A 21,824-nucleotide genomic window follows, 5' to 3' on the forward strand; every position below is an offset into this window, starting at 1 on the left:
GAGGATCTTTCCCCTGCCGTGCTGCGCAACACGCTAACCGGAAGGCTCATTCCCGGCCACGGGCGACTCAGTCCAAGGGGAAGCCGGTATAGGCCTCGGCCAGATCGGTCTCGGCCGCGCGGGAGGATGCGATCCGTTCCAGCCGGGCCAGCTGGAGGCGGGCGTCGAAGTCGGTGGCGTCCGGGGCGCGATGGAGCAGGGTCGTCATGTCGTAGGAGAACCGTTCGGCCTGCCAGACGCGGCGCAGACAGGTCGACGAGTAGGCGTCGAGGAGGTCGGAGGAGCCGGTCTCGCGCTCGTGGACGAGTGCCCGGGCGAAGGTCATGACGTCCCCGACGGCCAGGTTCAGTCCCTTCGCGCCCGTGGGCGGCACGATGTGGGCGGCGTCGCCGGCGAGGAAGAGCCGGCCGTGGCGCATCGGTTCGTGCACGAAGGAGCGCATGGGGGTGACGGACTTCTGGGTGATGGGCCCGCGCTCCAGCTCCCAGTCGTCGTCGGTCGCGCAGCGCCGCTCCAGCTCGGCCCAGATCGCGTCGTCGCTCCACCCCTCGGCCCTGGCGTCCGTCGGCACCTGGAGGTAGAGGCGGGAGACGAAGGACTCGACAGGGAGCGAAGCGACTTCCTCGCAAGGGTGGTGGCGGGCGACGGGCGGGCGCATGGACAGGAGGGCGAAGCCACGGTCGTGGCGGGCGTAGACCAGTTCGTCGTGCGAGGGGGCGACGTCGGCGAGGATGCCCAGCCACGCGTAGGGGTACGACCGTTCGAACACTCGGGAGGCGGCGGCCGGGAAGGCCTTTCTGGCCACGCCCCAGAAGCCGTCGCAGCCGACGACGTAGTCGCACTCGAGTTCGCCCTCGCGCCCTTGGCGCCGGAAGGGGATCCGTGGCCGGTCGCCCTCCGCACCCTCGACGGCGAGCGCCTCCGCCTCGAACAGCAGCGGGCCGCCGTCCTCCAGTTGGAGGGCGATGAGGTCCTTGCAGACCTCTGTCTGGGCGTAGACCGTCACGGACCGCCCGCCGGTGAGCCCGGGGAAGTCGACGCGATGGCGGCGCCGGCCGAAGCGCAGTTCGATGCCGTCGTGCCTGAGCCCCTCCCGGTCCATCCGCCGCCCGGCCCCGGCCTCGCGCAGCACGTCCGCCGTTCCCTGCTCCAGGATCCCGGCGCGCTGCCGGTGCTCCACGTAGGCGCGGTCGCGGCTCTCCAGGACGACCGAGTCGATGCCGGCGCGGTGCAGCAGCCGCGCGAGCAGCAGCCCGGCCGGGCCGGCTCCGATGATCCCGACGGTGGCACGCATCGGTCGTCCCCTTTCCCCTGACACGCAGTCTGTTCGTCTGGTGAAATTTCCTTCACTCATTTACGAGCGTGAGTCTCCGACTGTGGCCGCACCGCTGTCAACGGTCGTGCTGTCATGTGAGGGGGGGCGCGAAGACGGAAAGTGCCCGGAGCCGGACTTGAACCGGCACGCCCGCGAAGGGGCAGCGAGGTTTAAGCTCGCCGTGTCTGCATTCCACCATCCGGGCAGGCCATGGGCTCCGCTTCGAGGTTCCGACCCTATCGGTGCGCATCCCTCGAACAGCGGAGGGGACAGCCCGATGTTGTCTTATTTTATTGAGGTCTGAGGGTGCATCAGCCCACGGAACTGGCCATCCGCACTTGCCAATAGCGTGACGTGGCGTGGGCGCGTGCGTACACGGAATGACGGAATTTCACCTACCGAACGAGGGCGGTCGTCCGGTTCTGGACCCCACGGGGCGTCAGGGTCGCCCGTCCTCCCCAGGTATGACTCGGGCCCGCTCCGTCCGACCGGAGTCGCCCCTAGGAACCGGATCAGCGACTGACTACAGGGGCGCCTGCGGCCGAGACGATGGATCGGTCCCCACGAACCGACGTCGTCCCGACAGGAGCACCTTCCCGTGACCACCACACCCACCGCCGGCCGAACCACGGCCGTGGCCGCACGCGCCACGGAGCTGTCGAAGATCTATGGGCAGGGCGAGACCCGGGTGGTCGCCCTGGACCGGGTCTCCGTCGACTTCCGGCAGGCCGAGTTCACCGCGATCATGGGCCCGTCCGGCTCCGGCAAGTCCACGCTGATGCACTGCGTGGCGGGCCTGGACAACTTCTCCTCGGGGTCCGTGCGGATCGGCGACACCGAGCTGGGCTCCCTGAAGGACAAGCAGCTCACCAAGTTGCGCCGGGACAAGATCGGCTTCATCTTCCAGGCCTTCAACCTGCTGCCCACGCTGACCGCGCTGGAGAACATCACTCTCCCGATGGACATCGCGGGCCGTAAGCCCGACAAGGCGTGGCTGGACCAGGTCATCCAGATGGTCGGTCTCTCCGGACGGCTCAGCCACCGGCCCTCGCAGCTGTCCGGCGGCCAGCAGCAGCGCGTCGCCGTCGCCCGCGCGCTCGCCTCCAGGCCCGAGATCATCTTCGGTGACGAGCCGACCGGAAACCTCGACTCGCGCTCCGGCGCCGAGGTGCTGGGCTTCCTGCGCAACTCCGTGCGCGAACTGGGCCAGACGGTGGTCATGGTGACCCACGATCCGGTCGCCGCGGCCTACGCGGACCGCGTGGTCTTCCTCGCCGACGGGCGGATCGTCGACGAGATCTACGGCCCCACGGCCGACTCCGTGCTCGACCTGATGAAGCAGTTCGACGCGAAGGGCCGTACCAGCTGATGTTCCGCACCGCCCTGCGCAACGTACTCGCGCACAAGGCCCGCCTCCTGATGACCGTGCTCGCCGTCATGCTCGGCGTGGCGTTCGTGTCCGGGACGCTGGTCTTCACCAACACCATCTCCCAGGCCTACCAGAAGAGCTCCGCCAAGGGCTTCGACCAGGTCGACGTCGCCGTCACGGCCAAGTACCAGGACTCCGAGGGCGACAAGGTCGGCAAGACCCCCGAGCTGACCCAGGCGCTGCTCGACAAGGCCGGAAAGGTCCCGGGCGCCGCCTCCGCCACCGGTGTCGTCACCGGCTTCACCGCGATCGCCGACAAGGACGGCAAGCTGCTCGGCGGCGGCTGGCAGTCCGAGGGCGGCAACTACTGGGGTACCAAGGACGCCCGCTATCCGCTGGTCAGCGGCCACGCGCCCAGCGGCAAGGGCGAGATCCTGATCGACTCCAAGACTGCCGAGCGCGCCGGTTACAAGGTCGGCGACACCGTGCGCGTCTCGGTCGACGGCCCGGTGCTCACCCCGCGCGTCAGCGGCATCTTCACCACCGACGACGGCAACGTGGCCGCGGGCGGCAGCCTCGCCCTGTTCGACACGCCGACCGCCCAGGCGCTGTTCGGCAAGAAGGGCGCGTACGACGAGATCGACGTGAAGGCAGCGGCGGGAACCAGCCAGACCGCGCTGCGGGCCGCGCTGGACCAGGCACTGCCGTCGAAGCTGGTGGAGACCAGCACCGGCAAGCAGCTCGCCGACGACCAGGCGCAGGAGATCTCCTCCTCGATGAGCGGTCTGAAGCAGGCCCTGCTGGTCTTCGCCGGTATCGCCCTGTTCGTCGGCACGTTCATCATCGCCAACACCTTCACCATGCTGGTCGCCCAGCGCACCCGGGAACTGGCCCTGCTGCGCGCGGTCGGCGCCTCCCGCCGGCAGATCACCCGGTCGGTGCTGATCGAGGCGTTCGTGGTCGGCACGGTCGCCGGTGTGACCGGTCTGGTCGCCGGCGTCGGCATCGGCGCGGGGCTGCGGAGTCTGCTGGGCTCCTTCGGCGCGAGCGTGCCGGACGGGCCGCTGGTGGTCACGCCGGGCACCGTCGTGGCCGCCCTCGCGGTCGGCATCGTCATCACTGTGCTCGCCGCCTGGCTGCCGGGCCGCCGGGCCGCGAAGATCCCGCCGGTGGCGGCGATGAGCAGCGTGCACGCCAAGGCGACCACCAGGTCGCTGGTGCTGCGCAACACGCTCGGCGCGCTGTTCTCGGCGGCCGGTGTCGCGGTGGTCCTCGCGGCCACCACGATGGACGCCGACGCCGCCGAGGGCCCGATGGGGCTCGGCGCGGTCCTGCTCATCATCGGCGTGTTCATCCTGACCCCGCTGCTGTCCCGCCCGCTGATCGCGGCCGCCGCCCCGGTGCTGCGCGTGTTCGGTGTCTCGGGCAAGCTGGCCCGCCAGAACTCGGTGCGCAACCCGCGCCGTACGGCGGCCACGGCGTCCGCGCTGATGATCGGCCTGACCCTGATCACCGGTATGACGGTGATGGCGGGCAGCCTGCAGACGTCGATCGACAAGATGGCCAGCTCGGCGATCCGTGCCGACTACGTCGTCTCGATGGCGAACCGCAGCCCGCTCTCCCCCGACGTGGCGAAGAAGATCGCCGCCGACTCCGACGTCACCGCCAGCAGCCCTCTGCGCAACGCCGTGTCCCGCGTCGACGGCCGGACCGAGTTCCTCACCGGCGTCAACGGCTCGGCCATCACCGAGCTGACGGACCTCAAGGTGGCCGACGGCGCCTTCAAGGTCGGCGGTACGCAGGTGGTCGTGGACCAGGACCGGGCCAAGGACTACGGCTGGAAGGCCGGTTCGCAGTTCACGGTGCACTACGAGGACGGCAAGGCGCAGAAGCTGACCGTCACCGGGGTCTACGAGGGCAACGACATGCTCAACGGGATCATGATCGACAACAGTGTCCTCACCCCGCACCTGAGCGACGCCTCGGACATGCAGGTCATGGTCAAGACGGCGGACGGCGCCTCCGATTCGGTCAAGGACCGACTGGAGAAGGCGCTCGGCTCCAACCCGGCGATCAAGGTCCAGGACAAGCAGGACATCTCCAACGACATCGCGAAGATGTTCACGACGATGCTGAACATGCTCTACGGCCTGCTCGGCATGGCGGTGATCGTCGCGGTCCTCGGTGTCATCAACACCCTGGCCATGTCGGTCTTCGAGCGCTCCCAGGAGATCGGCATGCTCCGCGCGATCGGCCTGGACCGGTCCGCCGTCAAGCGGATGGTCCGTCTGGAATCCCTGGTGATCTCCCTGTTCGGCGGCGTGCTGGGCATCGGTCTGGGTGTGTTCTTCGGCTGGGCGGCCGGTGAGCTGCTGGGCACGAAGATGGCGACGTACGAACTGGTCCTGCCCTGGGGCCGGATGACGGTCTTCCTGCTGCTGGCGGCGGTGGTCGGCATCCTGGCCGCGCTGTGGCCGGCCCGGCGCGCGGCCCGGCTGAACATGCTGACGGCGATCAAGGCCGAGTAGCCGTACGACGGACCGAGGGGCCCCGCTCCGGGACGGAGCGGGGCCCTTGCCGTGTCAGAAGTTCCAGGTGCGGGTGCGCAGCGGCAGGCCGGACCCGCCGGACTCCGGGGTGCGGACCGCCAGGACCTGGTTGACGCCGATGCGGTTGCGTTCGAAGGCGAGTGCGCAGGCGGCCATGTACAGCAGCCAGACGCGGGCGCGGCCGGGGCCGGTGAGGCGGACCGCGTGGTCCCAGTCGGCCTCCAGGTTGGTGACCCACCGGCGCAGGGTGCAGGCGTAGTGCTCGCGGATCGACTCCACGTCCCGGACCTCGAAGCCGGCATGCTCCAGCTGGGTGACGGTGGTGCCGATCGGGGCGAGTTCGCCGTCCGGGAAGACGTAGGCGTCGATGAACCGGTCGGTCTCGTACGCGGATTCGTCGTGCTGCGGGCGACGGGCGATCTGATGGTTGAGCAGCCGCCCGCCGGGCTTCAGCAGGGCGTACAGACTGCGCGCGTAGGCCAGGTAGCGTTCGGCGCCGACGTGTTCGGCCATGCCGATGGAGGAGATGGCGTCGTACGGGCCGTCCACGACGTCCCGGTAGTCCTGGACCCTGATCTCCACCCGGTCGGTCAGGCCCTCGTCCGCGACGCGCTTGCGGGCGTACGCGGCCTGCTCCTGCGACAGCGTGACCCCGACGACGCTCACGCCGTGCTCACGGGCCGCGTGAATGGCCATCGAGCCCCAGCCGCAGCCGACGTCCAGCAGCCGCTGACCCTCCTTCAGACCGAGCTTGGCGCAGACGAGTTCGAGCTTGTCGCGCTGGGCGGACTCCAGGGTGCCGCCGTCCTCCCAGTACGCGCACGAGTAGACCATCGACGGTCCGAGGACGATCTCGTAGAAGTCGTTGCCGACGTCGTAGTGGTGGCTGATGGCCTCCTTGTCGCTGCGCCGCGTGTGCAGATGACGGCGCCTGCGGACCTCCTCGCGCGGCGGGGCGGGCGGGATCGGCGGCCCGACGAGCTTGAGCAGCTCACGCCCGGCGGCCCGTACCTCGGGATCGCGCAGTGCCTGGGCGAGGCTGCGGGAGTCCTCCCCGCGCTCCCACACCAGTCCGGCCATGGCGTCGAGTGCGGCGTACAGGTCACCCTCGACGCCCAGGTCTCCGGCGACCCAGGCACGGGCGAGGCCCAACTCGCCCGGTTTGAACAACATGCGGCGCAGGGCGCGGCGGTTGCGCACGACGAGCGTCGGCGCGTCCGGCGGTCCCGCCTGCGACCCGTCCCAGGCTCGTAGCCGCACCGGGAGCGGGGCTCCCAGCATCTGCTCGGCAAGACTCCTCAGCCGCGACGCGGCTTCGGCCATGGCGCACCTCCGGTGAAAGGAATCGGCTGCCCGCTGGATCGTCTCCATCCGGCTGGCAGGGAAACGACCCGGCACGCTGACGTCATTCCCCTCCGCACGCTCGTGCCGACACGATGGCCGAACCGTCACACTCCCGCGTTAGCGCCGGGGACCGTGTTCGGTCAAGTCCCGAGATCCAGGGTCGTGCCCTGCCTGCTCCGGAAGGTCCTAATGGAGGGAGAACATCCCACCCGATCCCTCTTGACCACTTCTGGATGTGAACTCCCATGACCCGTCTCGCCAGGTTCCGGCGCCTCGCCCTGCTCGCCGCTTCGACCACCGTGATCACCGGCGGCGTGCTGCTGCCCACCAGTGCCTTCGCCGCTCCGTCGACGCCCCCGGCCGCCGCCACGGCGGCCGTCGCCGACGCCGCCACCCGCTGGATGCAGACCACCGACGACCCGAGCGGCGTCACGGCCGAGCTGCCCGGGGACGCCCAGATGCAGAAGTACACCGTGAACGGCATCCAGGGCCGCGCCTACCAGGTGGAGACCGACTACGGAGCCATCGGCTTCATCGTCTACGACGCGCCAGGGGGCGGTGGCCAGTGGGACCTCAAGGGCAGCCTCAAGAACGCACTGGACAACTACAACAAGGACTCCCGGTCCGCCGACGACCGGCTCACCAGTCACGACGTCCGGGAAAGCACCACGGACAGCGGCCAGCCCGTGGTCGACGCGGCCCTCTCCGCCGGTGACGGCACGGCCGGCCACACCCGCTTCATCAATCTCGGCGACCACATGGTCCAGATCCTGGTCATGGGCACCAAGGACACGCAGAAGACCATGGACGCGGACTACCGGCAGTTCCTCAGCAGCCTCCAGCTGCCGAGCGGCACCACCACCCGGTCCCTGTGACCCGACGCCCGCTACAGGCGGCTCAGCATGAGCGTGAGGGCGTGCACCGCCTCCTCACGGTTGCGCCCCTGACCGCCCGAGCGGGCGACGGTGGCCTGCATCAGGACCTGCCCTTTGCGGCCGGTGAGCTGCGTGTAGTACTCGTCCAGCTTCAGGCCCGTCTCGTCGACGACCTGATGGCCCTCCTCGCCCGCCACCTCGTCGAAGCCCTTCAGGCCCGGAACGTCGACCGCGTGCACGTCCTCCCACTTCTGCTTGCTCGCGGAGTCGTACTCCGTCCGGCATCTCCGCGGGTCCGTGCGGAACCGGGCGAGGCCCGCAGCGGCGGTCGCGGTGTCCCGATGAACGATGACCGTCGACGTGTTGACCACCCTCCGGTCCGAGCTCTGGGCGTTGCGCTCCAGAGCGGCCAGCATGTTCACCGGTGTCTGCACCCCGAGGTAGCAGCTGGCATCGGCGAACGACTCCGTGATGTCGTCGGTTTCGTAGGGAGTGCTGCGCACGTAGCCGGACCCCCAGTCCGCGGGCTTGAGGGCCACGCGTCTCGCGAGGTCCCGGGCCTGTGCGACGGTCTCGACACGTTCGTGTCCCTGCTCGTGGCCGCCGAGCAGGACCACGAGCCCCACCGCGATCGCGACCACGGCGGCGGCAGCGCCGATGAGCGCGGGCGGCCTGAGCCACCAGGGGCGCCGAGGAGGCGGCTGACCGGAGCCGGGGACCCCGAACAGGGGTCCGGGTGGCGGGCCGAGCGGCGGTTGCGTGCTCACGTGGCTCCTGTACCACCCGCGCTCGGGCTGGCGGGGCGGCGCGTGCAGAGATCACCCCCCTGACGGCCCGATCGGCTCCCCGGACGCTCCGGCGCGCACGACGAAGGGGCCGCCCGCACCACGGATGGCGGGCGGCCCCTTCGGGCTGTCGGACGACCTGAGGTCAGGAGGCCTTGGCCTTCTCCTCGGTCTTGGCAGCGGCGACCGGCGCCGGCTTGGCAGCCTCGTAGAACTCCTCGCGCGGGTTCTCCATGGCGCCGAGGGAGACGACCTCGCGCTTGAGGAACATGGCGAGAGTCCAGTCGGCGAAGACGCGGATCTTGCGGTTCCAGGTCGGCATCGCCAGACCGTGGTAGCCACGGTGCATGTACCAGGCGAGGCGGCCCTTGAGCTTGATCTTCATCTTGCCCATGACGATCATCGCCACGCCCTTGTGCAGGCCGAGACCGGCCACCGCACCCTTGTTGGCGTGCTCGTACTCCTTCTGCGGGAAGCCCCGCATACCGGAGATCACGTTGTCGCCGAGGACGCGCGCCTGACGCAGCGCGTGCTGGGCGTTCGGCGGGCACCAGGCGTTCTCGTTGCCCGCCTTACGGCCGACGAGGTCGGGCACCTGGGCGTTGTCGCCCGCGGCCCAGATGTAGTCGGTGCCGGCGACCTGGAGGGTCGGCTCGCAGTCGACGTGGCCGCGGGGGCCGAGGGGCAGGCCGAAGCGGGCGAGGGCCGGGTTCGGCTTGACGCCGGCGGTCCAGACGATGGTGTTGGAGTCGACCTCGAGACCGTTCTTCAGCACCACGTGGCCGTCGACGCAGGAGTCCATGGAGGTGGAGAGGTAGATCTCCACGCCCCGGCTCTCCAGGTGCTCCTTGCCGTACTGGCCGAGCTTGGGGCCCACCTCGGGAAGGATCTTGTCGGCGGCGTCGACGAGGACGAAGCGCATGTCCTCGCGGGAGACGTTCTTGTAGTACTTGGCCGCGTCCCGGGCCATGTCCTCGACCTCGCCGATGGTCTCCGCACCCGCGAAGCCACCGCCGATGAAGACGAAGGTGAGGGCCTTGCGGCGGATCTCGTCGTCGGTCGTGGAGTCTGCCTTGTCCAGCTGCTCGAGGACGTGGTTGCGCAGGCCGATGGACTCCTCGATGCCCTTCATGCCGATGCCCTGCTCGGCGAGGCCGGGGATCGGGAAGGTGCGGGAGACCGCGCCCATCGCGATGACGAGGTAGTCGAAGGGCAGCTCGTACGCCTCGCCCACCAGCGGGGCGATCGTGGCGACCTTGCGGTCCTGGTCGATGGTGGTGACCCGGCCGGTGAGGACCTCCGCCTTCGGCAGCACGCGTCGCAGCGGGACGACGACGTGCCGAGGGGAGATGCTGCCGGCGGCGGCTTCGGGGAGGAAGGGCTGGTAGGTCATGTACGACCGGGGGTCGACGACCGTGACGGTCGCCTCGCCGTAGCGCATCTTCTTGAGGATGCGCCGAGCTGCGTACAGGCCTACGTACCCACCGCCTACTACGAGGATCCTGGGACGCTCCGTGGTGCTCATGCCATCGAGTATCCACCCGGCCCAGGAGGGGTGCTCGTGCGCCCCTTCACAAGCTCTGACAGGCCCTGTGCTAAACTCCGCGACCCGCGTGACGCAGGTCATGACGCCGAAGGGGAACCCCTGGGCGGTCTGACCCGTTGTCAAGGCCGCGTGAGCTGCCTCTCTGGGCAACCGAGGTGCTTGTGAGCGCCTCGCAACACCCCCGGAGCACCCCCTTCCGAGCCCCTGCTGCATCCACCGTCTGAACATGTTCAAACGGCCTGGAAGCCCCCGGAAGGGCCAACCGGCCCCTTTTCACGGTTCCACGAGGCGGAATTCCTTGTGAAGAACTTCACGAACTTTTCCGACCGACCGTCACCGAGGGGCCCTTGAGGGCCCCTCGGTCATGCTCAGACGTTATCCGACCTGCTCAGTCGACAGCTACTAGCCAGTAACAAAAGAGAGCTACGCCACCGACCACGCGATGCCGTCGAGGATGTCGTGCTCGCTGACGACGACCTCCTCGGCCCCGATCCGCTCCATGATCGCGAGCAGCACGAGGGCGCCCGCGCCGATGACGTCGACCCGGCCCGGGTGCATGGACGGGATCGCGGCGCGCTCGGCGTGCGTGGAGCGCAGCAGCTGGTCGGTGATCTCGCGGACGCGGTCGCGGGAGATGCGGGAGTGGTGGATGCGCACGGAGTCGTACTCGGGCAGGTCCTGGGCGATCGCGGACACGGTGGTGACCGAGCCGGCCAGGCCGACCAGGGTGCGCGCCTCGCGCAGCGGGACCGTCTCCTCGGCCAGGTCCAGGGCGGCCTCGATGTCGGCCCGCATCGCGGCGATCCGCTCCGCGGTGGGCGGGTCGCTCACCTTGCCGTCCTGCACCAGGTGCCGCTCGGTCATCCGCACGCAGCCGACGTCGACGGACCGCGCGGCCCGTACATGGTCCTCGCCCACGACGAACTCGGTGGACCCGCCGCCGATGTCCACCACCAGGTAGGGCTTGGCGAGGTCGTCACGACCCTTCAGTTCCTTCGTGGCACCGGTGAAGGAGAACTCGGCCTCCTGGTCGCCGCTGATGACCTCGGGCTCGACGCCGAGGATGTCGACGACACCACGTACGAAGTCGTCGCGGTTCTCCGCGTCCCGGGAGGCGGAGGTGGCGACGAACCGCACCTTGGTGGCGCCGAGTCCACGGATGACGTCCGCGTACTCGCGGCAGGCCGCGAAGGTCCGCTCCAGTGCCTCGGGCGCCAGCCGGCCGGTGCGGTCCACGTCCTGGCCGAGCCGCACGATCGTCATGCGCCGGTCCAGCTCCAGCATCTCACCGGTCGCCGGGTTCACGTCGGCGACGAGCAGCCGGATCGAGTTCGTACCGCAGTCGACGGCCGCGACACGTGAGAAGCCCTCGGCGACCAGCGGCCTGTCGGCGAAGAAACCGCTGCGGACCTCGGCGGGGTCGAAGACCGCGCCCTCCTCGCCCGGGTGCTCGTCCGCCGGGTCGGGCGCCTCGAGCGGCTGCACGCACGGCCCCTTGCGCCACCACTCCGGCAGCATGGCGATCGCCTCGTCGCCGAGCGGGTTCACGCCCGGGCCGGCGGCCAGCGAGTGGGCCACGAGGACGTGCAGGCACTTCACCCGGTCCGGCATGCCGCCCGCGCTCGGGAAGCCCTCCAGGACCTCGATCTCGTCCCGGCGCCGGATGTAGTCCTCGTGCGCGGCCCGGTACGCGGCGGCCAGCTCGGGGTCGTTCTGCAGCCGCTCCGTCATCTCCTTCATGACGCCGTCCGCCTCCAGCGTGCCGATCGCCGAGGCGGCGCGCGGGCACGTCAGGTAGTACGTCGTCGGGAAGGGCGTGCCGTCCGGCAGCCGCGGGGCCGTCTCCACGACGTCCGGCTGCCCGCAGGGGCACCGGTGCGCGATCGCCCTCAGCCCGCGCGGCGGACGCCCGAGCTGCTGCTTGAAGGCCTCGACGTCCGCGTCGGTCGGCTCGGTACGCGGAGTGGGCGGCGGAGGCGTTTCCATGACTGTGTTCAGCTGTCTTTCTGTCGGTTCACTGGTCGGAGGCGTCGGACTTGTCGACCCCGTCCCAGACGTTCGCGTACCAGGGCCGGTGGGCGGCCCGGAGGTCGGCGCGGGACTGCTTGGCCGCGCCCGGGTCGATCACGACGTACCCGGTCTCACCGGGCATCACATAGTGCAGCCGGCGGCGGATCTGCTGCTCGGCATAGGCGTCGTCCTGCCACCGCGCCTTGAGGTCGCGCAGCTGTTCCACGCGCTTGCGGGCCTGCTCCTGCTGCCGCTGCTGGTCGGCGATCTCGGCGCGCTGGGAGACGTACTGCCGCATCGGATAGGCGAGCGCGACGATCAGCGAGCACAGCACGAGCGCCAGCAGCGCCGCGCGGCCGGTGAGACGGGAGCGGCGGGCCTGTCGCTTGGTCTGGGAGCGGTAGACGCGGGCAGCCGTCTGCTCGCCGAGCAGCTTGAGCCTGGTCGCGGTGGAGAACCGGTCCCGGTCCTTCACGGCCATGTCCCCGCCTCCCCTTCACACGTGCGTACGTCCCCGCACACGGTACGGGACCGAGTACGGGGACGTACGTACGACTGGCTAAGGCTTAGCCCGAGATGGGTCAGCCCTTGCTGTGCCCGATGGTCCGCAGAGCGGACGTGCGGGAACGCTCAGCCCTTGAAGCGGGGAAAGGCCGAGCGGCCGGCGTACACCGCGGCGTCGTCGAGGATCTCCTCGATGCGCAGCAGCTGGTTGTACTTGGCGACGCGCTCGGAGCGGGCCGGGGCGCCGGTCTTGATCTGGCCGCAGTTGGTGGCGACGGCCAGGTCGGCGATGGTGACGTCCTCGGTCTCGCCGGAGCGGTGGGACATCATGCACTTGAAGCCGTTGCGCTGGGCCAGCTCGACGGCGTCCAGGGTCTCGGTCAGCGAACCGATCTGGTTCACCTTCACGAGCAGGGCGTTGGCGGTGCCCTCCTCGATGCCGCGGGCCAGGCGCTCCGGGTTGGTGACGAACAGGTCGTCGCCGACCAGCTGGACCTTGTCGCCGAGCTTGTCGGTGATGACCTTCCAGCCGGCCCAGTCGTCCTCGAACAGCGGGTCCTCGATGGAGACGAGCGGGTAGGCCGCAACGAGCTCCTCGTAGTACTCGGTCATCTCGGCGGCCGAGCGGGACTTGCCCTCGAACTCGTACTTGCCGTCCTTGTAGAACTCGGACGCTGCGACGTCGAGCGCGAGCGCGATCTGCTCACCGGGGACGTAGCCGGCCTGCTTGATGGCCTCGAGGATGAGGTCGAGGGCCTCGCGGTTGGAGCCGAGGTTCGGGGCGAAGCCGCCCTCGTCGCCGAGGCCGGTGGACAGGCCCTTGCCCTTCAGGACCTTCTTGAGGGTGTGGTAGACCTCGGTGCCCCAGCGCAGGGCCTCGGAGAAGGACTCCGCGCCGATCGGGGCGATCATGAACTCCTGGATGTCCACGTTGGAGTCGGCGTGCGAGCCGCCGTTCAGGATGTTCATCATCGGCACCGGCAGCAGGTGCGCGTTCGGGCCGCCCAGGTAGCGGAAGAGCGGGAGGTCGCTGGCCTCGGAGGCGGCGTGGGCGACGGCGAGGGAGACGCCGAGGATGGCGTTGGCGCCGAGGGAGCCCTTGTTGTCGGTGGCGTCCAGGTCGAACATGGCCTGGTCGATCAGGCGCTGCTCGGTGGCGTCGTAGCCGACCAGCTCCGGGCCGATCTGCTCGATGACGGCGAGGACGGCCTTCTCGACGCCCTTGCCCTGGTAGCGGTTCGGGTCACCGTCGCGCAGCTCGATGGCCTCGAAGGCGCCGGTGGAGGCGCCGGACGGGACGGCGGCACGACCCGTGCTGCCGTCGTCGAGGCCGACCTCGACCTCGACCGTGGGGTTGCCTCGGGAGTCCAGGATTTCCCGGGCTACGACGACGTCGATGGACGGCACGAGCATCTCCTTCGTGGATGTGACGCTGGTTGTGCGGGGCTTGTGTGCCTTGCGCCTAGAGCCTAACCGTCCCGGGGGCGTCGGCCACCGACCGACCGTCCCGTGGACAGGGAGGGACAGGGAGACCGTACCTATTGTTCAGGCTCGGAACAAAGGGGCTTGTGAATGAGGCCCGGCCGAAGAGTGGGGAAACAGGCGGGGAGAGAGGGGAAACGGGGCGGGGAAACAAGGCGAGGAGACACAAACAACCCCGCCCCGGCGCGTACGGGGGAACACGCGCCGGGGCGGGGAGCCCGTGGGGACGGGGGGACGACCCTCACGAGGCCTTCAGAGTGGGGGCAGGCCTTGTGAGAGCACTGTGGTTCCGGTGGGAGCCAGGTGTCACTTCAGGTGCAGCTGCTGGCCCGGGTAGATGAGGTTCGCGTCCTCGACGATGTCCTTGTTCAGCTCGAACAGCTTCTTCCAGCCGCCGTTGACCTTGTGCTTCTCGGCGATCGCGCCGAGGGTGTCACCCTTGACCACCTTGTACTCGCCGTCACCCTTCTTGACCTTCTTGCCGGTCGGGGTGGTGACGGTCTGGCTCGCGGCCGGGCGCTCGGCGGACCGGGAGGCGGCCTGCTGCTCGGTGGCGCGGGTGGTGGTCGTGGTGGTCTTCGAGGAGCTGCTGCTCGACGGGGCCGCCGCGGTGCCGCTGTACGGGGTGCTCGACAGGCCCGTGCCGCAGACCGGCCAGGCGCCCTTGCCCTGGGAGGCGAGGACCTTCTCGGCGACGGTGATCTGCTGCTGCTTGGTGGCCAGGTCGGCGCGGGCGGCGTAGGCCGTGCCACCGTAGGCGGCCCAGGTGGAGGCGGAGAACTGCAGGCCGCCGTAGTAGCCGTTGCCGGTGTTGATCGCCCAGTTGCCGCCGGACTCGCACTGGGCGACCGCGTCCCACTCGGAGGCGGTGGCGGCGGAGGCGTTGCCGGCCGCCATCAGCGGGGCGGCGACGGCGGCGCCGGTGACACCGGCGAGCGCGATGACACGGGTGGCCTTGAACGGACGACGGTGCTTGCCCTTGCCGGAGAACAGCATGGATCGATCCCCTCACCGACGCCTGCGAGGTGAGCTGTCGGGTTCGGGCCGGTTGAGTTGCCCGGCCGCGACCCTTACGGGACGCGGCTTCACCCCAAGCCGGTACCGACATCAACTGCCGGTCCCGGCACTTACCTTGGGTCCCCCGCTCCTGCCTACGGCGCATGACGCGACGACTGTTCCCGGGCAACCGCTGGCAGGACTCGGCGTTGCGGATGCCGGGGCTCGTGGTGACGAGCGGCCTTGACCGTAGACAGGCGATCGGCGGAATTTCAAAGACGATCAGGGCTTCTGAGACTCATCCCACACTTTCGCCAAAACGGACATTAAGGAGCGAAGCGGGGCGTCAACTCCCGCTACTTATCGCCCTTTTCGGCACCGACTTTCAGGGTCTGACCGGCACTGATGTGGTTCGGGTCGGTGCCGATGGCCTTCTTGTTCTCGGCGTAGAGCGCGTGCCATCCACCGTCGAGGTCAAGGGAGTCGGCGATGGAGACGAGGGTGTCGCCCTCGCGGACGGTGTAGGTGCCCGGGTCGCGGTCGGCGTGGCGACCCGACGGGGTGTCGCTCTGACCGTTTGCCGTACTTTCGTCCGCACTCGCACCGCGGTGACGTCCGCCACTGCTGAGGGCGCCGGTGTCGACCAGGCTCCAAGAGCTGCTGGTCTGCCACGAATTGTCCGAGTCTTCCGTTGCGGGATCCGTAGTGACGGACTCGCCGCCCTGGACATCCCCGGAGCCGGGCGATACGGATTTGTCGGACTTGGGAGTGTCTACCCCCTTGCCGGAACCCTTGGAGTCGGCACCCTTGTCGGCACTCGGGGACGGCATGGTCGTCGCATCCGAAGAAGAGTCGGACGAGGGCGACGAGGAGGACGAATCCGGCAGATCGGACGGGTCGGAATTCTCGTCGGAACCGGAATTGCCGTCCTGGTTGGACGAGTCCGAGGACGTGGAGGAGTCACCGGATTGCGCCGAGCCCGAGTCGGAGCCCGAGACGCCCGTGTCGACATCCACGGAGCCGGACTTCGAGGTCATGCCGGCGAGCAGGGCGCAGGTGGCCCAGGGAGTGGTGCCCTGGTCGGCGAGAATCTTCTCGGCGACGGCGATCTGCTGTGAACGGCTGGCCTGGTCGGCGCTGGAGGCGTACTTCGTGCCGCCGTACTTGGCCCAGTCGCCCTGGGATATCTGCAGACCGCCGTAGTAACCGTTGCCGGTGTCGGCACTCCAGGAGCCGCCGCTCTCGCACTCGGCCACCTTGTCCCATGTGGTGCCGTCGGCCGCGTTGGCGCTCGCCGCACCGAGGAGCGGGATGGCGATGGCGGAGCCGGTCACGCCGGCCGCGACGAGGAGGGCCGGAGCCTGGCGGGGGCGACGGTGACGACCGTTCCCGGAGAGCATGCGGAAGCCTTTCGTACGACGGCGGGGCCGGCATGGCCGATGGAACTCGGGGGCCACGCTGATGAGTGAACGTATCGGCAGACGATCACTTGTCACAAGTTAATGCCGCACAGATCACGTGAAGATCACAGAAGAGAGTGTCTGTCATGTTCGACTGTGTGAACGTCTGTCCGCGTCCGGCCTGTTCGAGCCGCGCTCAGAGGGCGGGCGTGAACTCCACGGGGAGGGTGCGCACGCCCCGCATGATGAGTCCGCCGCGCCAGCGCAGCTCGGCCGGGTCCGCCCCGAGCCGCAGGTCGGGGAGGCGGGTGAGGAGGGTGGCGAGCGCGGTCTGGCCCTCCAGACGGGCGAGCGGGGCGCCGAGGCAGTAGTGGATGCCGTGGCCGTAGCCGAGGTGCTGGTTGTCCCGGCGGGACAGGTCCAGGACGTCCGGGTCGGCGAACCGCTCCGGATCCCGGTCCGCGGCGGCGAGGACGACGAGCACCGGGTCCCCGGCGGCGATGTCCTGCCCGCCGATGGTGAGCGGCCGGGTGGCGAACCGCCAGGTGGCCAGCTCCACCGGGCCGTCGTAGCGCAGGAGTTCCTCGACCCCGGTCTCCAGCAGGTCCCGCTCCCCGGCGGCCAGGGACCGCTGCAGGCGGTGGCGCTGCTCGGGGTGGGTGAGCAGGGCGTAGGTGCCGTTGCCGATCAGGTTCACGGTCGTCTCGAACCCGGCGAACAGCAGGATGAAGGCCATCGCGGCGGCCTCGTTCTCGGTGAGGTGCTCGCCGTGGTCGGAGGCGCGGATGAGGCCGGAGATCAGGTCCTCGCCCGGGGTCGGCTCGGCGGGCAGCGCCTCGCGCTTGCGGTGGATGAGGTCGGCGAGATAGCCGCGCATCTTCTTGACGGACCGTGCGACCCCGCCCCGCGGCCCTCCCCCGTGCCGGATCATCATCCCCGCCCAGTCCCGGAAGTCGTCCTGGTCCTCGCGCGGTACGCCGAGCAGGTCGCAGATGGCGTAGATGGGGAGCGGGAACGCGAACTCGTGGATGAGGTCGGCCGAGCCCTGCTTCGCGAACTGGTCGATGAGGTGGTCGGTCAGTTCCTGCACCCGGGGCGCGAACTCGGCGACCCTGCGGGGCGTGAACGCCTTGCTGACCAGCCGGCGCAGGCGGGTGTGGTCCGGCGGGTCGATGTTCAGCAGGTGCGTCATCAGCTCGGCCTTGCGCTCGCCCGGGATACCGGTCTTCCCCTTGGCGTGCGCGGGCTCGTCGTGATGCGCCGGGTTCTTGCTCAGCCGCTGGTCGGCGAGGGCCTGCTTGGCATCGGCGTACCGCGTGACCAGCCAGGCCTCGACCCCACTGGGCAGCCGGGTCCGGTGCACGGGGGCGTGCTCACGGAGCCAGGCGTAGGCGGGGTAGGGGTCGCTGGCGAACTCCCAGGTGAAGAGGTCGGGGGCCGTCGGGGGGTGGGGGTGGCTGGGCTGGCTGGTCACTCCGTGACGGTATCCGGCTTCCCGGACGTCTCGCCGAGCGCCTTCAGGGCAGCGGGGTGGCCCAGGGCGGCGGCTTTGCGGTACCAGGCCAGGGCTCCCGGGTTGCTGCCCTGCTTCTTCAAGAGGGTGGCGAGCAGAAAGGCGCCATAGGCGTCACCGAGTTCGTACGCCTTGCGATACCAGGTGACAGCCTCGTCGACCCGGCCCTGCTGCTCCAGCAGGAACCCGAGGTGGGCCGCTTGCATGGCTGTCCCGTTCTCGGCGTCCTCGCGGCAATAGGCTTCGGCCTGCTCGATCGACCGGCTGAGCGGGCTGTCCCAGAGCGCCTCGGCGGCCCTGTGGTCCCCGGCAGCGGCGGCACGACGGAACCAGACCTCGGCCAAGGGCACCTCGTCCGACGCCCGATGCAGCGCCCCATAGCTCATCGCGACCTCGGTACGGCCCATCACCATCGCCGCGTAGTACCACTCAGCGGCGCCATCGTGGTCCCCGGCCCCGAACAGCAGGTCGCCCAGGAGGTGGGCGGCCTCCCCGTTTCCCCTGTTGGCCCCCCACCGCAGCCATCGCGCCGCCCGCTCTTGCAGCAGCTTGCCGAGCAGTGTCGCCGCCTCCGCGTCCCCCGCCCACGCCGCCGTCTCCAGAAACGGCTCCGCCTGCTCCTCATGACCGCGCTCCACCAGCAGCCGCCCGAGGTGTCCCGCCGCCTTGGCCATCCCGGCCTCGGCCGCCCTCCGGAACCAGACCTCGGCCTCCTCGCCGGCCCCCAGACTCTCCTCCAGCAGCCCGAGCCGGTACATCGCCGTCTTGTCCCCGCCCTCGGCCGCGTCCCGGAACGCGGTCCGCGCCAGCGCGGCCACCGTCTCGAAGTCGTACGCCCCGTTCTCGCGCGCGACCTGCACCGCCCGGTGCCACAGCGCCCCGCTCACCGGCGGCAGGCCTCCGTCCTCCTCCGCCATGTCCACGAGACAGGCCGCGACCTCCCACACCCGTGGCCCGCCGCGCCGCAGCAACGGCAGCACCCCGAACCGCTCCTCCACCGCCCACGCGAACGCCTCTTCCACCGACTCCCGGTCCAGCCCGGCGGGAACCTCGTGCGTCTCGTGCACCTCCACGAGCAGCTCCTGTGGCAACGGCCCCCTGAGCCCGCACCGCGCCAGATCCATCGCCGCCCGCACCAACGCGTGCCCGCGCGGGTGCCGGTCGGGGCGCCGGGCGCGCCGCCACTCGTCCCAGAGCAGCGGGGCGACGGCCAGGTAGGCCGCGGCGCCCTCAGGGCCACTGCGCCGGGCGGCCTGCGCGAGTCTCGGGTCACCCGCCCCCTCGGCCCTCCCCCGCTCCGCCCGGCTCCAATCGCGGGGCAGCTCCACGAGCTGCGCCAGGTCCAGCACGCGCCCCCGTGACGTCTGTCGGTGTTCGTCGTAGGCGTCCTCGCGCAGCGTGGCGAGTACGACCACGCCCTGCCCGGTCAGCCGTGCCAGCAGCCGTGGCTCCAGGCCGCCGCCGCCGAGGTGGCCGTCGAGGTCGTCCAGCCACAGCACGCACCGGTCGGGCCGGCCGCGCAGCAGGTCGGGCAGGCCCCGCAGGTCCGCGTGCCGGGCCGGTGCGTACACCCGGGCCGTCGGGAGCACGGTGGCCAGGGCCGCCAGCGCCGTACGCGACTTCCCGGCGAACGGCTCCCCGAGGACGACCACCAGCCCGCCCTCCGCCACCGCCGAGCCGACGGCGCCGTCCATGTCCCGCTCGACGTAGGGCGGCAGCTGGGGCAGCCCCTTCGTACGCCGGGCGGGCCGCACTCCGTGTGCGAGCGGTTCCAGTTCCCCGGCCGTCGGCCAGTCGGCCGGGCTGGGGTGGGAGTGGGTCGGCTGGGCGCCGTAGGTGTTCTGTACCTGGACGCCGATGACCTGCCCGTGGAAGGTGCCGCTCCGGAAGTCGACGTGGTCCGAGAGGCGAGGCGGGTGCTGCTCCGGCTCCGGGCCCGGGGCGGGGGTGCGGCCCTCGTCCGGAGCGGGGGCGAACTTCTCTATCAGGACGTGTAGTTGCTCAGCCGCTGCATTTCCGTCCGGCGCATGGTCGAGCGTCATGCGTACGCGCGTGAACCAGACCTTCCGCTCCAGCTCCGTGAGACCGGCCGCGGGCCACGGGTCGACGCGGAGTTCGGTCTCGTAGCCGGGAGCGCCGTTGCTCTTGAACCAGGCCGCGAACGCCTTCCGGACCCGGGTCCACTCCACCGGGTCCCGCCTCGCCACGAGGACCTCGGCCCCAATGCTCGCCAGCTCCGACTCCAGCCTCACGCACGCCCCCACACCTCACGACCACGTTCAGGTCAACGGTACTGAGACGCAAGGGCTCTGACGCCCTGTAAGCAATCAGCCCTCCGTCTCCTTGATCGCGTCCCGGTACGCCCGAGCCGCCGCCCGCAGCGCCGCCTCCGGGTCCACACCCTCCGCCTCGGCCCGCACCGCCATGGCCAGCAGCTCGTAGCCGATGCCCTCCCCCTGCGGCAGTGGGACGTCCAGGCCCGCCGTGCGGGCGCGGGAGGCGAGTTTGGCGGTGAGGGCGAGGCCGGGCTGGCCTAGGGGGACGCCCTCGGTGACCGAGGTGCGCCGCTTCTCCTCGGCCTTGGTGCGCAGCCAGTGCTCCTTGACGTCCTCCGGGGTCTCGGCCCTCTCGTCGCCGAAGACGTGCGGGTGGCGGTGGATCAGCTTGGCGACGATGCCGCCCGCCACGTCGTCGATCGAGAACGGCGCGTCCGGGTCCTCCTCGGCGATGCGGGAGTGGAAGACGACCTGGAGCAGGACGTCGCCCAGCTCTTCCCGCAGTTCGTCGCGGTCGCCGGCCTCGATCGCCTCGACCAGTTCGTACGCCTCCTCGATGCCGTACTTCGCCAGGCCCTTGTGGGTCTGGCGGGACGACCAGGGGCATTGGGCGCGGATGCGGTCCATGACCTGGACGAGATCGAGGAGGCGGGCGCCGGGCAGGTCGTAGGAGGCGGGCAGCAGCTCCAGCTCCGGCATCCGCACCCGGCCGGAGCCGGCCAGGCGGGCCAGTCCGTCGGTGAGGGCGGGCTCTCCCTCACCGGTGGCCACGACCACCACCGTCCGCCCGCCGGCGCAGGCGTCGACCAGCTCCTGGGCGGTGGGGGACGCCTCTGCCACGGTTATCCCGGCCTCGCGCAGATACGGCAGCTGAGGGTGCGCGCCGTCCGCGCACAGCACCGCGTCGGCGGCGCGCAGCGCCTGCCAGGCGGGCCAGGACAGCAGGCCGGGCGCGACACGGTGGCTGGTGGTGAGCAGGACGATGCGGCCGGGGGCGGCTTCGGGGCTGGTTGCGTTCACCATGCGAACGTAACCCACGGCGAAGAGGGACGGGATCGGTTGTCCACAGGGGCAGGGGTGTCGTGTGATCGTATGACCGACGGTCGTCCACGGGCCGCTGCCGTACCGCTACGGCACCCCGGAGCCCGCCCGCTACGCCGTCTGCTGCTGCTCCCCCGCCGTGACCTCCCGCACCCACGGCGTCTTGGCGTCCACCCGGCTGCTCTTCTGCACGTCCCAGGACCCGTAGCGCGGGTTGAGGTCGACGTGGAGTTCCCCGGAGGCGTTGGACAGGGCCTTCCAGAAGGCGGGCTGGGTGGTGTCGGTGCCGAGCTTCGCGGCGAGCTTCTGGGCCTCGAGCTGGAGGCGGAGGTTGTCGTCGAGGCGCTCGGGCGCGATGCCGTACTTCTGCAGCCAGGCCGTCTCCAGCCCCTTGATGCCGCCGGCCTGCTGCTCCAGGCCGGTGCGCATCTGCAGGACCTCCTTGCGGGTGACCGTGATCCCCTGGTCCTGCGCGGCGCGGTGCAGCACCCGGTCGAGGACCATGTTGTGCAGGGTGTCGCGGGTGAGGCTGCTGGTGGAGGAGAGCACCTGCTGGTACTGGGTCTCGTCCGGCACCGCGGCCCGCTGCGCCTTGCGTACCTCGTTGACCCGGTTCTCCAGCTGGGCGACGGTGATCCGCTGCCCTCCCACGACGGCGGCCGCGCCGGGGTGCGCATCGTTTCCGCAGGCGGCAAGGAGGGGGGCCGCGGCGGCGATCGCGGCGGAGAGGACGAGCGCGGTGCGACGGCGGCGGTGCAAGGAAACCTCCCGAGGAGATTGTGCGACGGTGCACAAAGTCTTGCGGTGATCGATGGTAGG

Annotated in this window: 16 protein-coding genes, 1 tRNA gene, 1 pseudogene and 1 riboswitch; of the genes and pseudogenes, 3 read left to right on the plus strand and 15 right to left on the minus strand. The window is 70.3% G+C overall.

Going from position 1 to position 21,824, the window contains the following annotated elements; genetic code table 11:
- Positions 1 to 67 precede the first annotated feature (67 nt).
- Together ACIF83_RS16105 and ACIF83_RS16110 are read right to left on the minus strand one after the other, a co-directional pair.
- Entirely contained in the window at positions 68 to 1,294 is a 1,227-nt protein-coding gene (locus tag ACIF83_RS16105; protein WP_393471534.1) for a 4-hydroxybenzoate 3-monooxygenase, read from the minus strand.
- A 142-nt stretch (positions 1,295 to 1,436) separates the two neighbouring features.
- Positions 1,437 to 1,520: transfer RNA gene (locus ACIF83_RS16110), tRNA-Leu, on the minus strand.
- A gap of 393 nt (positions 1,521 to 1,913) precedes the next feature.
- Here ACIF83_RS16110 and ACIF83_RS16115 point away from each other — a divergent pair.
- On the plus strand, positions 1,914 to 2,684 hold the full coding sequence (locus ACIF83_RS16115; RefSeq protein ID WP_393471537.1) for an ABC transporter ATP-binding protein: 771 nt from the start codon (positions 1,914 to 1,916) through the stop codon (positions 2,682 to 2,684).
- Positions 2,684 to 5,212 (plus strand): ABC transporter permease, encoded by a 2,529-nt coding sequence (locus tag ACIF83_RS16120; RefSeq protein WP_399727290.1) that lies wholly within the window; start codon positions 2,684 to 2,686, stop codon positions 5,210 to 5,212. The genes ACIF83_RS16115 and ACIF83_RS16120 overlap by 1 nt, the downstream gene beginning before the upstream one ends.
- Positions 5,213 to 5,266: 54 nt before the next feature.
- On the opposite strand, the gene ACIF83_RS16125 is transcribed toward ACIF83_RS16120, so the two are convergent.
- Entirely contained in the window at positions 5,267 to 6,556 is a 1,290-nt protein-coding gene (locus tag ACIF83_RS16125) for a class I SAM-dependent methyltransferase (RefSeq protein ID WP_393471543.1), read from the minus strand.
- Positions 6,557 to 6,822: 266 nt separating this feature from the next.
- Here ACIF83_RS16125 and ACIF83_RS16130 point away from each other — a divergent pair, with 266 nt between their 5' ends.
- A complete protein-coding gene (locus ACIF83_RS16130; RefSeq protein ID WP_393471546.1) occupies positions 6,823 to 7,452 on the plus strand; it encodes a hypothetical protein in 630 nt (209 codons plus the stop codon).
- 11 nt (positions 7,453 to 7,463) lie between these two features.
- Here the strand turns inward: ACIF83_RS16130 and ACIF83_RS16135 are convergent, their stop codons facing one another.
- The 12 genes and pseudogenes from ACIF83_RS16135 to ACIF83_RS16190 all read right to left on the minus strand — a co-directional run bounded on the left by ACIF83_RS16135 (position 7,464) and on the right by ACIF83_RS16190 (position 21,764).
- Entirely contained in the window at positions 7,464 to 8,219 is a 756-nt protein-coding gene (locus tag ACIF83_RS16135; protein ID WP_393471549.1) for a hypothetical protein, read from the minus strand.
- A 163-nt stretch (positions 8,220 to 8,382) separates the two neighbouring features.
- On the minus strand, positions 8,383 to 9,762 hold the full coding sequence (locus tag ACIF83_RS16140) for an NAD(P)/FAD-dependent oxidoreductase (protein WP_393471552.1): 1,380 nt from the start codon (positions 9,760 to 9,762) through the stop codon (positions 8,383 to 8,385).
- 444 nt (positions 9,763 to 10,206) lie between these two features.
- Positions 10,207 to 11,163 (minus strand): exopolyphosphatase, encoded by a 957-nt coding sequence (locus ACIF83_RS16145; protein WP_399727962.1) that lies wholly within the window; start codon positions 11,161 to 11,163, stop codon positions 10,207 to 10,209.
- Positions 11,164 to 11,367: 204 nt separating this feature from the next.
- Positions 11,368 to 11,769: pseudogene (locus tag ACIF83_RS16150) on the minus strand (DUF501 domain-containing protein); the annotation flags it as partial.
- 28 nt (positions 11,770 to 11,797) lie between these two features.
- On the minus strand, positions 11,798 to 12,274 hold the full coding sequence (locus ACIF83_RS16155; protein WP_393471555.1) for a septum formation initiator family protein: 477 nt from the start codon (positions 12,272 to 12,274) through the stop codon (positions 11,798 to 11,800).
- A gap of 149 nt (positions 12,275 to 12,423) precedes the next feature.
- Positions 12,424 to 13,710 (minus strand): phosphopyruvate hydratase, encoded by a 1,287-nt coding sequence (eno, locus tag ACIF83_RS16160; RefSeq protein ID WP_386573185.1) that lies wholly within the window; start codon positions 13,708 to 13,710, stop codon positions 12,424 to 12,426.
- Positions 13,711 to 14,085: 375 nt separating this feature from the next.
- Positions 14,086 to 14,775 carry a transglycosylase family protein gene (locus tag ACIF83_RS16165; RefSeq protein WP_393471557.1) on the minus strand — a complete coding sequence of 230 codons (690 nt, stop codon included), beginning with the start codon at positions 14,773 to 14,775 and terminating at the stop codon, positions 14,086 to 14,088.
- A 4-nt stretch (positions 14,776 to 14,779) separates the two neighbouring features.
- A riboswitch (cyclic di-AMP (ydaO/yuaA leader) is annotated at positions 14,780 to 14,948 on the minus strand.
- 183 nt (positions 14,949 to 15,131) lie between these two features.
- Positions 15,132 to 16,175, minus strand: coding sequence for a transglycosylase family protein (locus tag ACIF83_RS16170; protein WP_399727298.1), 1,044 nt, complete (start codon positions 16,173 to 16,175; stop codon positions 15,132 to 15,134).
- A 196-nt stretch (positions 16,176 to 16,371) separates the two neighbouring features.
- Complete coding sequence (locus ACIF83_RS16175; RefSeq protein WP_399727301.1) at positions 16,372 to 17,649, minus strand: cytochrome P450; 1,278 nt, start codon at positions 17,647 to 17,649, stop codon at positions 16,372 to 16,374.
- A complete protein-coding gene (locus ACIF83_RS16180; RefSeq protein ID WP_399727304.1) occupies positions 17,646 to 19,940 on the minus strand; it encodes a tetratricopeptide repeat protein in 2,295 nt (764 codons plus the stop codon). The genes ACIF83_RS16175 and ACIF83_RS16180 overlap by 4 nt, the downstream gene beginning before the upstream one ends.
- Positions 19,941 to 20,015: 75 nt before the next feature.
- Positions 20,016 to 20,984, minus strand: coding sequence for a nucleoside triphosphate pyrophosphohydrolase (locus tag ACIF83_RS16185; protein ID WP_393471566.1), 969 nt, complete (start codon positions 20,982 to 20,984; stop codon positions 20,016 to 20,018).
- 132 nt (positions 20,985 to 21,116) lie between these two features.
- Positions 21,117 to 21,764 (minus strand): SurA N-terminal domain-containing protein, encoded by a 648-nt coding sequence (locus ACIF83_RS16190; RefSeq protein ID WP_393471568.1) that lies wholly within the window; start codon positions 21,762 to 21,764, stop codon positions 21,117 to 21,119.
- Positions 21,765 to 21,824 lie beyond the last annotated feature (60 nt).

Origin of the sequence: Streptomyces sp. NPDC085866, from assembly GCF_044541035.1 — a bacterium.
GTDB lineage: Bacteria > Actinomycetota > Actinomycetes > Streptomycetales > Streptomycetaceae > Streptomyces.